Origin of the sequence: Paraburkholderia lebeckiae (genome assembly GCF_050436325.1) — a bacterium.
In the GTDB taxonomy this organism is placed as follows: Bacteria; Pseudomonadota; Gammaproteobacteria; order Burkholderiales; family Burkholderiaceae; genus Paraburkholderia; species Paraburkholderia tuberum.
The window spans coordinates 90,324-105,120 of sequence record NZ_JBNDLZ010000001.1 but is presented as its reverse complement, the minus strand read 5'-3'; the positions used below and the strand labels follow the sequence as shown (position 1 = coordinate 105,120).

Here is a 14,797-nt window from a genome sequence, read left to right as displayed (position 1 = left end):
AACCCCTATGGATGCCCCTATGCGCCGAGCGTTGCTAGCTATTTGCGCGGTGCTGTCCGGCTGCGCGACCTATCACGCCCAGCCGGTCGCGCCGGCCCAGCTTGTCCAGCAGTTCGAGGAGCGTTCGCTTGCAAGCACCGATCTGCATACCTATCTGGTGCGCGCGCTCGGGCACGACGTTGAGCCGTGGCCGCCCGTGCATTGGAACCGCGAGATGCTGACGGCGGCGGCCTGGTACTACAGTCCGGCGCTCGATATCGCGCGTGCCCAGTGGGGCACCGCGAGAGCAGGCATCGACGTCGCCGGAGCGATTCCGAACCCGGTGCTGCAACTGCCGTTCCAGTACGCGACGCCTAATCCTGGACCGGGTGGGCCCTACGTGACCGGTCCGTCACTGGACATTCCGATCGAGACCGCCCACAAGCGCGGCTACCGCATCGACCAGGCGTCGCACCTGTCGGAAGTCGCGCGTCTGAATCTTGCCAGCGAAGCATGGAAGGTGCGCGCCCAGGTGCGCAATGCGCTGCTATCTCTGTACGCCGCGCAGCAGCGCGTAGCATTCCTGTCGAGCAAGTCCGATGCGCAGCAGCAGATCGTCGAGATGGTGACCAGGCGACGCGCGGTCGGCGAGAACGCGGGACCGGACGTCGATGCTGCGGTGCTGGCGTCAACCCAGGCGCAGGCAGACCTCGCCGGGGCGCGCAGTGGGGAGCAGGATGCGCGCGCGCAGCTCGCTGCAGCGATCGGCGTGCCAGTCGCGACACTCGACGCAGCCCAGCTCGAACTCGACGCGCCCGGCGATGAACCGCCGGCACCGCCCATCGCGGACGCGCGGCGCGAGGCGATTCTCCATCGTACCGATCTGCTTGCGTCGCTCGCCGAATATGCGGGCGACGAATCTGCCTTACAGCTCGAAGTCGCAAAGCAATATCCGGACATCCACCTGGGCCCGGGCTATACGTATGACACTGGTACAAACAAGATTGCGTTCGGGCTCGCCGGTATTACTCTGCCGGTCTTCGATCAGAACCAGGGGGGCATCGCCCAAGCCGAGGCGAAGCGCAAGGAGGCCGCCGCGCGCACGGCGGCGTTGCAGGACACCATCCTCGGCGACCTCGACCATGCGCTTGCACGCTATCAGGCGCGCCTCGACGCAGTCCAGTTGTCGGCGGCTCATCGGGCCGCTGCACGCAAGCAGCTGAACAGCCAGACGGCCAGCTTCGATACTGGCAATACGGACCGTCTCTCAGTGACGCAGGCGAGAGCGGACTACCAGGCGAGCGCGATTGCCCATCTGGATGCCGTGTTGGCGGCACAGCAGGCGGCCGGCGCACTCGAAGACGCAATGCAACGCCCGCTCACACCTGACATCGCAAATGCAACCGTGACCGAACAGGAGATACAGCGATGAAACACCGTCTATTCCTGTTTTGCGCCTTCACGCTGGCATTGCTTGCCGGTGCGTGCTGGTACATCTATCAGTCCCTCTACGCGAGCCCGCCCGCGCGGAGCACGCCGGTGCAGGCAGCATCTCAGCCCACCGTGCAAACCGTGAACGGCGAAACGGTAGTGGTAGTCGGCGCCGACGTGCAGCGCGCCAGCCACATCGAGGTTGTGCCACTTGCGGCTGTACCTGTGCAGCCCGAGAGCAGCGCGTACGCGACCGTGGTCGATCTGCAGCCGCTGTTCGATCTGCGCAACCGGCTGGCTGCTGCGCTCGCGGATCGAGACAGCGCGCGGGAGCAGGCTGCCGCGTCGCATGCGCAGTATGAACGCAGTCGCGTGCTGTTCGCCGATGATCGCAACATCTCGCAAAAGAGCCTGCAGGACGCACAGGCGGTCATGCAGGCCGCCCAGGCGAAGCTGCAGTCAGCCGACGCGGCACAGAGCGCGCTGACCGCGACACTGCGGCAGCAATTCGGCGACGCCTTGACGCGTGCCGCGATGGCGCCGCAGTCCGGGCTGTTCCAGCGCCTGCTGGGCGGCCGCGCCGTCGTGCTGCGCGTTACGCTACCCGCCGACGACAGGGAAGACGCGCCCGCGCGCATCACGGTCGATGCGCCGGACGACCAGAGAGTGTCGGCGCAAAAGCTCTCGGCGTCGCCACAGGGAGACCCGGCAGTCCAGGGCAGCCCGTGGTTCTACGCGGCCGGACGCGCGCTGCCGGTTGGAACCCGGACGACGGCGCACGTGCCTTCATCGAACCAGAGCACGTCTGCGCTCGTGATTCCGGAGCGTGCCGTCGTGTGGTATGGCGGACAGCCGTGGGCCTACGTGCGCACCGCACCTGATCGCTTCACGCGGCGCTATGTGCCGGCTGCCAACGAGAACGACCAGGGATTCGTCGCGACCAGCGGCTTTCACGCCGGCGACGCCGTCGTGACGCAAGGCGCGCAGTTGCTGCTCTCAGAGGAGCTGAAGCCGCAGGGCATTGCGACGGCTTGCAAGGATCCGCCCGAATGTGATGACTGACCAGGGCTGCTCTGCATAACACGAACCTAACCACTGCTCATGCTCAACGCGATCATCCGTTTTTCGCTGCGCTTTCGCGGCGTCATTTACGCGCTGGCCCTGCTCCTGGCCGGCTACGGTGTCTATACGCTGACGCGCGCGAAGCTCGACGTGTTTCCCGAGTTCGCACCGCCCATGAGCATCGTGCAAACCGAAGCGCCGGGGCTGACGAGCGAACAGGTCGAGACGCTCATCACGCAGCCGGTCGAAAACGCGCTTGGCGGGATGGTCGGGCTGCAGTCGATGCGCTCGAAGTCGCTGCAGGGCCTGTCCGCAGTCACGCTTGTGTTCGACGCGCACGCCAATGTGATGCAGGCCCGGCAACTGGTGTCCGAGCGCGTGAACGCGCTGGCCGCGACGCTGCCGGCAGGCGTGCTTCCGCCACGGCTGCTGCCGCTCACGACGACGACGAGTGTGGTGCGCACTATCGGCCTGACGTCAAAGACCCGCTCGCTGATGGACCTGTACGACATCGCGCAGTGGACGGTCAAGCCGCAGCTGCTGAGCGTGCCGGGCGTGGCCGATGCGATCGTGTTCGGCGGCGAAACGCGCCAGTTGCAGATTCAGGTCGATCCGGCCCGGCTGATGCGTTACGGCCTGTCGATCCAGGACGTGATTGCCGCCGCACGCCTGTCGACCGGCGTGCGAGGCGCGGGGTTCATCGAGAACGCGAATCAGCGCATTGCGGTCAACGTAGACGGCCAGATCACGACGCCTGGCAAGCTCGCCGGCGTCGTGCTGCGCTGGAGCAACGGCGCGGCGGTCCGCCTCGGTGACGTCGCCACCGTCACCTGGGGTAGCGCCCCCGCTGTCGGCGCGGCCTCGATCATGGGCCAGCCCGGTGTGATGCTGGTCATGGAAAGCCAGTACGGCACCAACACGCTTGCCGTCACGAACGATATCGAGAAAACGCTGGCTGCACTCCAGCCGGTCCTCGCGAAGCAAGGCATCGAGTTGCGCAAGAATGTGTTCCGGCCAGCCAACTTCATCGACGTGGCGGTTGGCCACCTGCGCACCGCGTTGCTGGTCGGCGCGTTGCTGGTGATCGCGGTGCTGTTCCTCTTCCTGCTCAACGTTCGCACTGCCGTCATTTCAGCTGTTGCAATCCCGCTTTCGCTGCTTGTCGCAATCATCGTGCTGAGCGCGTTCGGCGTGAGTCTGAACACGATGACGCTTGGCGGCCTCGCGATCGCACTCGGCGAAGTGGTCGACGACGCGATCATCGACGTCGAGAACATTTACAGGCGGCTGCGTGAGAATCGCGCCCGGCCAACCCCGTTGCCAGCGTTTCGCGTCGTGCTGCGTGCCTCGCTCGAAGTACGTAGCGCGGTGGTGTTCGCCACCTTCATCGTGATGCTGGTCTTCCTGCCGGTGCTTACGCTTTCAGGCGTCGCAGGCCGGTTGTTCGCGCCACTCGGCATTGCGTACATCCTTGCGGTGCTGGCCTCGCTCGGCGTGGCACTGACGCTCACGCCCGCGATGGCGCTCGCCCTCCTCACACGCGGCCCGCTGCCGGCGCACGAGCCACGCCTGATTGTGAGCCTCAAGGGGCGCTATACCGCACTGCTGATGGCGGTCGAGCAGCGCGTGAAGACCGTCATGGTGGTTGTCGCGCTGATGTGCGTCGCGGCACTGGCATCGCTGCCGTTCATGAGCGGTAACTTCATCCCGGAACTGCGCGAGGGCCACTACATCGTGCATATGGGGCTGGCGCCAGGGACATCGCTTGCCGAGTCGATGCGCATCGGCACGCAGGTCTCGCAGGCATTGATGCACGTGCCGGGCGTGCGCTACGTCGCGCAACGCGCTGGCCGCGCCAACGAGGTGGTCGATCCCGTCGGTGTGCAACTGAGCGAGTTCGAGGTCGAACTCGCGCCGATGGGCGCATCAGGGCAGAGCGCGGCCCTTCGTCGCATCCAGGACACGCTCTCGCGATTCCCCGGGCTGACCACGTCGGTCAACACGTTCCTCGTCGAGCGCATCGACGAGACAATTTCGGGGGCGACCGCGCCCGTCGTCGTCAATGTGTTCGGCGACAACCTCGATGTCATCGACCGCAAGGCGCAGGACATTGCCAGGTTACTCGGGACGATCCGCGGCGCAGCGAGCGTGCGGGTGGAATCGCCTCCGGGCATCCCCGAGCTGGACGTCAAACTCAAGCCCGACCAGTTGAGCCGCTGGGGCTTCAGGCCGGTCGAAGTACTCGATGCGATTCAAAGCGCCTACCAGGGCGCCACTGTCACGCAAACCCATGAAGGCAACCGCACCTATGACGTTACCGTGATTCTCACACCCGGGGCGCGCAAGGCCCTCGGCGATATCGGTTCGCTGATGCTGCGCAATCCGGACGGGCTGGCCGTCCCCTTGCGCGAGCTGGCAACCATCGGCCAGGTCTCCGGCCGGTATCAGATCACCCATGACGGCGGGCGACGCATGCAGAGCGTGTCCGTGAATCTCGGCAGCCGCGCAGTAAGCGATTTCGTCAGTGAGGCGCAGGCGCGCGTGAATCGCGAGATCGCGATGCCGCCGGGCACCTACGCGGTGTTCTCCGGCGAAAGTGAGGCGCGAGCGCAGTCGCAGCACGACCTGCTTGTGTATGGCGCAATGTCTGCAGTGGGCATCGCACTGCTGCTGTTCCTGGCGATGAAAAGTCGTCGTGGGGTGGTGCTGGTGATGGTCAATCTGCCGTTCGCACTGGTGGGCGGAGTGCTGAGCGTGGTGCTGACCGGCGGTGACCTGTCGCTAGGTGGCATGGTGGGTTTCGTGACGCTGTTCGGCATTTCGCTGCGCAACTCCATCATGCTGATCAGCCATTACGAACACCTGGTGCATGTCGACGAAATGCCCTGGGGTGCCGACACCGCAGTGCTTGGCGCGTCCGAGCGGCTGGTGCCGATCCTGATGACCGCGCTCGTGACCGGACTGGCGCTGCTGCCGCTAGCGCTGACGAGCGGCGCGGCCGGCAACGAGATCGAGGGGCCGATGGCGATCGTGATTCTGGGCGGGTTGATTACCTCCACCGTGCTGAACCTCATCGTGCTGCCCACGCTCGCCCTGCGTTATGGCCGCTTCGAGCGCGACACGCTGGCCGAGCCGCTGGCCGCGTCATCGAACGGATAAGAACCGGGACGCACATGCACGCATGGCTCACCAGCATCAGTACCCATCCGCATCTTGTGCTCGCGATTGTCTTCGGCGTCGCCTGCGCGGAGTCGTTGGCGGTCGTGGGTACGCTCGTCCCGGCAGGCATCGTGATGTTTGTCGCCGGCGCATTGATCGGGGCCGGCGCGCTGAACGGATGGGTCACGCTCGCTGTCGCCGCACTCGGCGCGGTGGCCGGCGACGGGATCAGCTACGAGCTCGGCCGCCGCTATCACGACGAGGTACGCGCATGGTGGGTGGCCAGGGGCACGAAGCGGCGTACGAACGTGGCGAGCGCTTCGTGCACCAGCACGGCAGGAAAAGTATCGTGTTGGCCAGATTCTTCGCGCCCGTGCGCGCGGTCGTGCCACTTGTGGTCGGCGCGGCGCGCATGCCGCGGCGCACGTTTTATCCGATCAACGCCGGCTCAGCGGTGCTGTGGTCACCCGCGCATATCGGCCCGGGAATCCTGTTCGGCGCATCGGCACAACTGGCCGAGGCAGTCAGCGGCCGCCTCGCGGCGATGCTGCTCCTGCTGGCGGGGCTGCTCTGGTTTGTCGTCAGGCTGACGCGTTTCGCCATTGAGCGCGGCGCTCCCCTCTGAAGACTGCCAGCCAGCTGGCTGTTCGGCGCCTGAGTCAGCGGCATCCACGCCTGGCGGACCGGTTATCGCGCTTCGTCGACCCGGCCAGGCCAGATTCGCAGACACTCCTGGTTTTCGCGCTGCTCTTCATTGGCAGTGTGTGGCTGTTTCTCGGCATCCTGCAGGACGTGGTCGCTCATGATCCGCTGGTTCGGGCTGACACGGCACTTTACAGCTTCCTGCAGACCTTGCGGACAGCGCCAACCGATTACGTGATGGCAGGAATTGCCGGGTTCAGTACCTACGGCGTGGGTCTGTTCGTGACCGCTGGCGTCCTGATATGGCTCGTCGTGCGGCGATGCTGGCGCACGGCGGCCTGGTGGATTGTCACGGTCGGTGTTGCGGCAGCATTGAGTCCTGTGATCTCACCCTGGAATGGTTATGTGCGCCCGTTCATGTGGCAAGCGGGCGCTGACCATACTCTGTTGCCCAGCGGCAATGCGACATTCTCATTCTCCACAAGCTCGAGAAAAAGCCCGACCCACCGAACAAGACGCTCATCGATCAGGCCATCACCGCGTCAATGCGGCCGGTTAGCATTCTGGACATCCTGACCGAAACCGAACAGTGGCTCGATCTGCATAAGCTGTTCGGCCCGTTGTCGGGCTTCGAGGCGAAGATCGACGATCCGCGCAAACGCTTCATCACGACGCTGTTCTGCTATGGGTGCAATCTCGGGCCGAGCCAGACCGCAACGCGTACAACCAGTTCGCGTTGCCGAAATTCTGGGGTTCCGGCAAGCGCGTGTCGGCCGATGGCACGAAGTGGAACCTCTACGAGCAGAATCTGCTGTCCGAATATCACATCCGGTACGGTGGCTATGGCGGCATCGGCTACTACCACGTGTCGGACAAGTACATCGCGCTGTTCAGCCACTTCATCCCGTGCGGCGTGCACGAAGCCGTCTACATCCTCGATGGTTACCCCGCTTGCACAGGATCACAAGATCGTCCGCATAGGTCACGATGCGACTGCCAAGACTGCGCTGAAGTCCAAGCTTCTTCCATGCCAGCACAAACCGGCGCATATACATATTTGCCAGTAAAGGTGAGATGGGTGATCCTTGCGGAATGCCACGTCTGCTGTCCCTGGCCTCCGTCGTACGTGTCTTCCGGCCTCGGTTATCGGTTTCTTCAACGGGGCATTCCAGCCACATCCTGATCAGATGCAGCACCCGCCGATCAACGATGCGTCGCGCGAGCGACAACATCAAGTCGGCGTGAGGAATACTTCCGAAGTAGTCCGCGAGGTCGGCGTCAACAACGTCCGTTTGCCCTCTATGCAGCCGTTCCTCCACCTCGGTCACCGCTTGCTGGGCGTTGCGCCCCGGGCGGTAAGCGTACTGCTCTGATGGAAGGTCCGCTTCGAAGATCGGTTCGAGCACCAGCATTGCTGCTGTCATGCACACCCGATCTCGCAAGGTCGAGATGCCCAGTGTGTAGTGGTCAAGTTATTTCGGACAGGCCGATAGGTTCTTTCACTGTCGGTTTCGCCTCGTAGGCAGCGGGCGACAGATAGCCCAAAGTCGAATGCAGGCGTACGGTACCGGTGCAGCTTCTGCAGCCACTGGGCATCGTTCACATCGCTCTTGCGGCCCGGTACGCTCTTTGCCTCCCGGGCGTTGACCAGCAACACCTCGAAACCATAAGACTCGAGGATTTCGAACACGGGAAGCCAGTAAATCCCGGTCGATTCCATCACGACAGTCGTGACCTTGACCTGCCTGAGCCACCTGGCAAGTTCGTGAAGATCGGCGGTGAAGCTGCGGAACGAACGCACTGGGTCCTCGGCGCATTCGGGTCCAACCGCGACCACGTGAAACTGTGCGCCGACATCGATGCCTGCGGCGTGCCGATTGACAACGGACATATCGGTGCGGCGAGCGACGGTTCGCCTCGGTTTGGGCTGTGCCATGTCTGGCCCTCCTGGTCATGGAAGTGCCAAAGGGCGGGACTGCGGTATCTATCACTTTCCTGAACGGGATCACCTCACGGTGTCACCAATGCCGGGTCCGCATCGGTCCCTGGACCATGTTTTTTAACGGGATGAGTCACCAGTAAGCGGACGGCCGCTCCCTTCAGCGTGGCCAGTGTAGGACTTGCCCGGAGTTTCTGCTCCTTGGGGAGGGCATGGCCCTTTGGATGTTTTTTAGCAGCGCGTTGTCCTCTCGCAATTGCCGGTTCTCAGCTTCAAGTTGCCGGATGCGCTGCTGTTCCGCCGTCAGCGGTTTGCCCTCACCGGGGCCGCCGGCACGTTCCGCATCGTACTGCGCCACCCACCGCCGTACGGCTGTCTCAACAAGGTCCATCGACCGGCTGACTTCACCGACCGATAAACCCTGGTCTCGTATCATCCGTACCACTTCCAGCTTGAAGCTGGCGTCAAATTGTCGGCGCCTTCTTGTCATCTATTGTTTTTCCTCGTCGATTCAGGATTGTCCTCCTATCGACCTGTCCGAGGAAATTAGACCATCACAGTGGCCTCAACTTGCCATTGGCCTTCGGGATAAACACTCTTCTGATAGGGTCCGGCCGGTAATTCTCCTGCCTGAGCGCAAGCGCCAGTTCGCCGAGCCACTTCTGCACCCCATACGCCTCAACATCCGCGAAGTCCTGCCGGTCGACACCCGGCGCGCCCCTGTTCGAGCGACACTGGGCGTACGCATGCGCCAGCACATCCTCGCGATAGATCTTGTCGTACAGCGCGTAGAAGCGATACCCGGCTTCTGCCTTCGCTTTCGCGTGTAACGCCATCTGCAGCTTCTGAACACGAATCGGAGTTGATAGGTTGCCCAATCTCCACGTCCTCACTACGTATTGCGTTCGTCTTGAACTGAGGCCCCTTCCCTCCACCGGCATTACCCGGCTTCAGCGGTACTACGGGCCTCTCCGTCATCCCAAGGCGCCCGGCCTGTCCCTCACGGGCGTCCGGTTGGTCATCCCTGACCACGCCGAGGGACTTCCCGTGTTGCGTACGCTTTCCTTGTGTACATGCTGTCGCCACTACCCCGGCGCAGCGACTGGGCGTCCAGCCTGCTCATTCGCCCAGCCGTATCAGCCTTCCCCGATAGGGTTGTCGGGTCGGCCTGCGCATCGACCTTTTCGAGGTTTGCTCGGCGTTCACTCGCGTTACGGCCTGCACACTCGCGCTGTCACCAATTTGTGACACGCATCACCGAAGGCTTCAGCCATTTCGTTGCCTCCATAGCTGCTCCGGTTGCTTCCGGCTGGAGCATTTGCCGGGCGGGGCTTGCACCCGCTGGAAAGCGCCACCTTTTCACGGCGCACACCCGAAACGGTCCACCGCCTATGAATAGCGGGCGACGGCAAAGCGTCGTGGGCCGGACATTCGCCGATCGGAGCAAATGGTTAATTTCTCGGGTACATCAGGCGGTGCAGACGGATACCGGCCAAGGTGTCGACTATCTCGTCAATCCATCCAACTAAGGTCGTGTCTGTCATTCTTCAAAACTCAACAACCCGAAATCCGTTTTGTTGGCAAAGATTGATAGCTTGTGAGGCGAAGTCATCAAAAAAACGACTGTCGTCGGAACTGCTGCCAAATATGTTGCGCATTACAAAGTCGGCGAACTTACTTCCGCCGCCTGCTGCTTGCTGACAGCTTAGGTACGCATTTTCATTAAAACTCTTGGTGTTGTGGAGCAACGATACATTGGCCGCAACGAAAGCCGCGTATCGCTCATTTTGGCTAAGCGCGCGAAACTGCCCGAACGTGAGATTGTCGAACCGGTGCGCTTGGGCAACGTCATCAGCCGTCTCCTGCACATTGACGTTAAGAAATTTGCACACTTTTGTGAAGGTAGCTACGAGAACGGGCGCGACATCTTCGCCGTCAGCATGAGCTTCCGCTAGTGCCCGGTCGGCAATAGTCCTGGCGTAACTGCCAGCGCCCTTGTCTAACAAGCTCATGCAAGTGCTAGTCCGATTTGCGCTAAAACCCGGTCGACTTCCCAGGCTGTAGGTTGCATTTAGCGCCTGACGCTCTTGCTCGCCTTTATCGGCCTTCTTGAAAGTTCCGAAGTTCATAGCAAGGACAGCATGACTAAAAATCATCCCGATGGTCGCAAGCGCAATAAATCGAAAATGACGCATGGACTCTCCTAAGTGTTGAAAGTTTTTTCACCACGTTCTCGGCGAAGGGCGAGCGGTGGCGATGACTGGTGTCCGATTATGGTCCCCGTAATCGTTGCCTTCGCTTATCTCAGATGATACCGATGGAATCGTAAGACCGACACAGTGTTCGCGATCGCCCGCAGGATCATGTCTGTGCGAGTGCGAACGTCCGCTGCAATTCGGAATCGGCCTCACACCTTGTTGGCTCGATCGACCGCTCACGAGGTACAACGGCCGTACGAGGATGTCGAAACCGGGAAGGAAGTCGCGATACTGCGCTGAGCCAGCGAAGCAATCGACCTCTTCAATCATCTGCTGTGAGCGGCACCTTCCCTCCAAGGAAAGCCGATTGACCCAGCTTGTTGAGCCGACAACGTCGGGGATTCAGGAGATGCTGTGCTGACGACCCGGACGACCATTGATTGGTCTACGCCCGCCGAAGGTCGGCCGGCTGGTTCCGCATCGAAATACGAGGTACTTGTGTCGGTCGCGTATCTGGACGAGGCGGTTCCACCACGTCGTTTCCGCGAAGTTAGTGTAGCGACGCAAAGTTACCTGACCAAATTAGTGTGTCTCGGACGCGTTGAACCGTCGCCGATAATATCCGGGGCTGGTTCCAAGTCGGGTCCGGAAATGATTGCGCAACGTTGCCGCAGCACCAAATCCGACCTGCACTGCGATTTTGTCCACGGATAAACCCGTCTCTTCGAGCAACTCCCTGGCTCGGCCCATACGCTCCGTGAGCAGCCACTCCCCCGGCGGCATGCCCATCGTACTTACAAAGTGCCGCTGAAAGGTACGGGCGCTCATTGCAGTTTGCGCGGCCATTCTCACAATCGACCAGTCTTCGTCCAATGTTGCGCGCACCGCGTCCACCAGAGGTGCCAGCGCGGAGCCGCTACGCCTTGCGACTGGTTCGTCGATATATTGTGCCTGCCCGCCTTCGCGGTGTGGCGGCATGACAAGTCGGCGTGCGACCTGATTTGCCGCGCGTGGGCCAAGATCACGCCTAATCAGGTGGAGGCACAGATCGATTCCCGCCGCACTTCCCGCGGAAGTGAGGACATCGCCGGCATCGACGTAGAGCACATCCGCTTCCACCTGGACTTCCGGATATCGTGTCGCGAGTGCTGCTGCGTGACGCCAGTGCGTAGTCGCACTCTTTCCGTCGAGCAGCCCTGCTGCGGCTAATACAAACGCTCCTGTACAGATTGACATGACTCGTGCCCCGCGTTTGTTTGCCTTTTTCAACGCGCGACAAAGTCCCGGCGGGACGGGTTCTTCGATCCCGCGCCATCCTGGGACGATGATGGTCTTCGCCTTGGCCAGAAGTTCAAGACCGCCGTCAGCCTGCACCTGAATGCCGCCCGAACCGCGCAACATTCCGGATTCGGCTGCACAGGTCGCGAAGCGATACCAGGCGTCACCCATTTCTGGTCTTGGCAGTCCGAAAACTTCAACGGCACAGCCGTATTCAAACAGGCTCAGACCGTCATACACGACAACGGCAACCAGTCCCGCATTTGCAGAAGCTTGTGATTTCATATTTGGCACGATATGGACGCAAATAGTCATTGATGCCACTGTCGCCTGAATTTTGCCCTATCTACTCTACGTCTCGCAAGAACTTCAAAATATCCGTTGAGTGCGCTGCGAAATCTGTCCGTACGGGAGTAGATCTGATGAAAGTGAAGCTTGTTCGGAAGGTCGATGCCGCAGAAGGCATCTGCGAGTTTCATCTTGGGCTCGCCGGTGGGGAAGCATTGCCAGCGTTTTCCCCCGGTGCCCATATCGACGTGTTCCTGGGCGATCTGATTCGCCAATATTCGCTATGTAACGACCCGCGCGACACCCGGCGTTACGTTCTCGGCGTGCTTCGCGAGGCGGCATCGCGCGGTGGATCTCGCGCGATGCATGCGCTTGTCGAAGGCGACGAGATTGAAATCAGCGAGCCAAAAAACCATTTTCCTCTGGACGGAAGGGCAAAGCATTCGATCCTGATAGCCGGCGGCATCGGCGTGACGCCGATTCTGTGCATGGCCCAGTTCCTGGCAAGGATCGGGGCATCGTTTGAAGTGCACTACTGCGCACGTGATCGCGCACGCGCTGCCTTTCGCGAGCGCTTTGTCCAGATGGACCTCATTGACCACTCGCACCTCTATTTCGATAGCGACGCCGGGTCAGCGACGCTGAACCTGGCGGAGGCGCTCGGCGCGCCTCATCCCACCAGGCATCTGTATGTGTGCGGTCCTGGCGGACTTATTGAAACCTGTCTGAACGCCGCAAACGCGTCCGGTTGGGATGACACGACGGTGCATCGGGAATACTTTGCCGCGCAGCCAGCGTTGGTCGGTGTCAAAGGGGGCTTCGCGATCAAGCTTGCACGCAGCGGCAGGACGATTCAGGTTTGTCCGAACCAACGGGTCATTGACGCGCTGGTCGACGCAGGCGTACGGATTCCTGTGTCATGCGAAGAAGGCACGTGCGGCACCTGCCTGACCACAGTCCTCGAGGGGGAGCCTGATCACCGGGATACATACCTGACAGGTAGAGAACGTAAGGCGAACGACCGTTTTCTGCCCTGCTGCTCACGCTCGAAATCGCAAGTGTTGGTGCTCGATCTTTAAGCCGAAATTCTTCAGGCTTTCCTCCATCAATACGAGACCTCCAGTCGCCGTCTGCCAGGAGCTTCACGATGATTTGTCTATTGCCCGGCCATCTGACGTTGCCGCAACTGCGCCGTGTCACACGGGAGTCCGGTTCGCTGCGACTCGATCCCGCCAGCCATGCCGCCATTGACGCCTGCGCGCAGGCGGTTGCCGACATCGCCGCGAAGGGTGAGCCGGCCTACGGCATCAACACGGGTTTCGGCCGGCTCGCCAGCACCCATATCCCGCATGATCAGCTCGAACTGCTGCAGCGGAACCTTGTGCTCTCGCACGCGGTCGGCGTGGGTGAGCCGATGTCGCGTCCGGTCGTGCGTCTGCTGATCGCGTTGAAGCTATCGAGCCTTGGCCGCGGTCACTCGGGCGTCCGCCGCGAAGTGATGGAAGCGCTGATCACGCTGTATAACGCCGACGTGCTACCGGTGATCCCGGTCAAGGGTTCGGTCGGCGCATCGGGCGACCTCGCGTCGCTCGCGCATATGTCCGCAGTGCTGCTCGGCGTCGGCGAAGTGTTCGCGAAGGGCGAGCGCGTGCCGGCCACCGAAGGCCTCGCGCTCGTCGGCCTCAAGCCGCTCACGCTGCAAGCCAAGGAAGGTCTCGCGCTGCTGAACGGCACGCAGGCTTCGACCGCGCTCGCGTTGTACAACATGTTCGCGATCGAAGATCTGTACCGCACCGCGCTGGTGCGGGGCGCCCTGTCGGTGGACGCGGCAATGGGTTCGGTGAAGCCGTTCGACGCGCGTATTCACGAATTGCGCGGCCACCAAGGCCAGATCGAGGCAGCGGCGGCCTACCGCTTGCTGCTGCAAGGCTCGGGCATCAACGTCTCGCACGCCGACTGCGACAAGGTGCAGGACCCCGTACAGCCTGCGCTGCCAGCCGCAAGTGATGGGCGCGTGTCTGGATCAGATGCGCCACGCGGCCGACGTGCTGCTGCTGGAAGCCAACGCGGTTTCCGACAATCCGCTGATTTTCCCGGACACCGGCGAAGTGCTGTCGGGCGGCAACTTCCACGCCGAGCCGGTCGCGTTCGCCGCCGACAACCTCGCGCTTGCCGCCGCCGAAATCGGCGCGCTGGCCGAACGCCGCATCGCGTTGCTGATCGACGCCACGCTGTCGGGCCTGCCGCCGTTCCTCGTACGCGACGGCGGTGTGAATTCTGGCTTCATGATCGCTCACGTGACCGCTGCAGGCTCGCCTCGGAAAACAAGACGCTCGCGCATCCGGCCTCGGTCGATTCGCTGCCCACTTCCGCGAACCAGGAAGACCACGTGTCGATGGCGACGTTCGCCGCGCGCAAGCTCGGTGACATTGCCGAAAACACCGCGAACATTCTGTCGATCGAGTTGCTCGCCGCCGCGCAAGGCGTCGATCTGCGCGCGCCGCACAAGACCAGCCCAAGCCTGCAGAAGGTGATGGACGCGGTGCGCAAGGACGTCGCGCACTACGAGCTCGAGCACTACTTCGGACCGGATATCGCGGCTGTCACGCACCTCGTGCAAAGCGGCACCATCGCCACGCACAGCCCATACCGGTTTTACTCTGAAGGATAGAAGTAAAACGTTTAGCAGAAGTGCTGACACAACAACACAATATCGCCACGCCCCTAAGTTTGGCACGATCTTTACGCAAAACGTCATTTGTGCCACTAGTGCGTTCAATATCCGCTACTTACCCTGTGATCTGTGGCTCGCGGTCCGACA

The 14,797-nt window shown here is 62.1% G+C and carries 10 protein-coding genes and 3 pseudogenes; 7 read left to right on the top strand and 6 right to left on the bottom strand.

Annotated features, from left to right (window positions below; translation table 11 throughout):
* Window positions 1–19 precede the first annotated feature (19 nt).
* The 5 genes and pseudogenes from OKW44_RS00465 to OKW44_RS00445 all read left to right on the top strand — a co-directional run.
* Window positions 20–1,411 (top strand): TolC family protein, encoded by a 1,392-nt coding sequence (locus OKW44_RS00465; protein ID WP_018420393.1) that lies wholly within the window; start codon window positions 20–22, stop codon window positions 1,409–1,411.
* Window positions 1,408–2,472, top strand: a complete 1,065-nt coding sequence (locus tag OKW44_RS00460; RefSeq protein WP_018420394.1) for an RND family efflux transporter — start codon at window positions 1,408–1,410, stop codon at window positions 2,470–2,472. Before OKW44_RS00465 ends, OKW44_RS00460 begins: the two co-directional genes overlap by 4 nt.
* 39 nt (window positions 2,473–2,511) lie before the next feature.
* Complete coding sequence (locus OKW44_RS00455; protein WP_018420395.1) at window positions 2,512–5,631, top strand: efflux RND transporter permease subunit; 3,120 nt, start codon at window positions 2,512–2,514, stop codon at window positions 5,629–5,631.
* Between the two features lie 271 nt (window positions 5,632–5,902).
* Entirely contained in the window at window positions 5,903–6,256 is a 354-nt protein-coding gene (locus OKW44_RS00450; RefSeq protein WP_018420396.1) for a DedA family protein, read from the top strand.
* A 487-nt stretch (window positions 6,257–6,743) separates the two neighbouring features.
* Window positions 6,744–7,216: pseudogene (locus OKW44_RS00445) on the top strand (Tn3 family transposase); the annotation flags it as partial.
* Here OKW44_RS00445 and OKW44_RS00440 read toward each other — a convergent pair.
* The 6 genes and pseudogenes from OKW44_RS00440 to ftrA form a co-directional block, all read right to left on the bottom strand.
* Window positions 7,173–7,685 carry a reverse transcriptase domain-containing protein gene (locus OKW44_RS00440; RefSeq protein ID WP_280785299.1) on the bottom strand — a complete coding sequence of 171 codons (513 nt, stop codon included), beginning with the start codon at window positions 7,683–7,685 and terminating at the stop codon, window positions 7,173–7,175. The pseudogene OKW44_RS00445 and the gene OKW44_RS00440 overlap by 44 nt on opposite strands.
* A gap of 8 nt (window positions 7,686–7,693) precedes the next feature.
* Window positions 7,694–8,209, bottom strand: coding sequence for an IS110 family transposase (locus OKW44_RS00435; protein ID WP_018420397.1), 516 nt, complete (start codon window positions 8,207–8,209; stop codon window positions 7,694–7,696).
* Between the two features lie 232 nt (window positions 8,210–8,441).
* Window positions 8,442–8,702: pseudogene (locus OKW44_RS00430) on the bottom strand (transposase); the annotation flags it as partial.
* 64 nt (window positions 8,703–8,766) lie between these two features.
* Complete coding sequence (locus tag OKW44_RS00425) at window positions 8,767–9,048, bottom strand: reverse transcriptase family protein (protein WP_239499069.1); 282 nt, start codon at window positions 9,046–9,048, stop codon at window positions 8,767–8,769.
* A gap of 711 nt (window positions 9,049–9,759) precedes the next feature.
* The gene (locus OKW44_RS00420; protein WP_018420399.1) at window positions 9,760–10,407 is read right to left on the bottom strand and encodes a hypothetical protein; all 648 of its coding nucleotides are present in this window, start codon (window positions 10,405–10,407) and stop codon (window positions 9,760–9,762) included.
* A gap of 585 nt (window positions 10,408–10,992) precedes the next feature.
* Window positions 10,993–11,973 (bottom strand): transcriptional regulator FtrA, encoded by a 981-nt coding sequence (gene ftrA, locus OKW44_RS00415; RefSeq protein WP_026225775.1) that lies wholly within the window; start codon window positions 11,971–11,973, stop codon window positions 10,993–10,995.
* A gap of 137 nt (window positions 11,974–12,110) precedes the next feature.
* On the opposite strand from ftrA, the gene OKW44_RS00410 reads away from it, so the two are divergent.
* Together OKW44_RS00410 and hutH are read left to right on the top strand one after the other, a co-directional pair.
* Complete coding sequence (locus OKW44_RS00410) at window positions 12,111–13,055, top strand: PDR/VanB family oxidoreductase (RefSeq protein WP_018420401.1); 945 nt, start codon at window positions 12,111–12,113, stop codon at window positions 13,053–13,055.
* Window positions 13,056–13,123: 68 nt separating this feature from the next.
* Window positions 13,124–14,647: pseudogene (hutH, locus tag OKW44_RS00405) on the top strand (histidine ammonia-lyase).
* Window positions 14,648–14,797 lie beyond the last annotated feature (150 nt).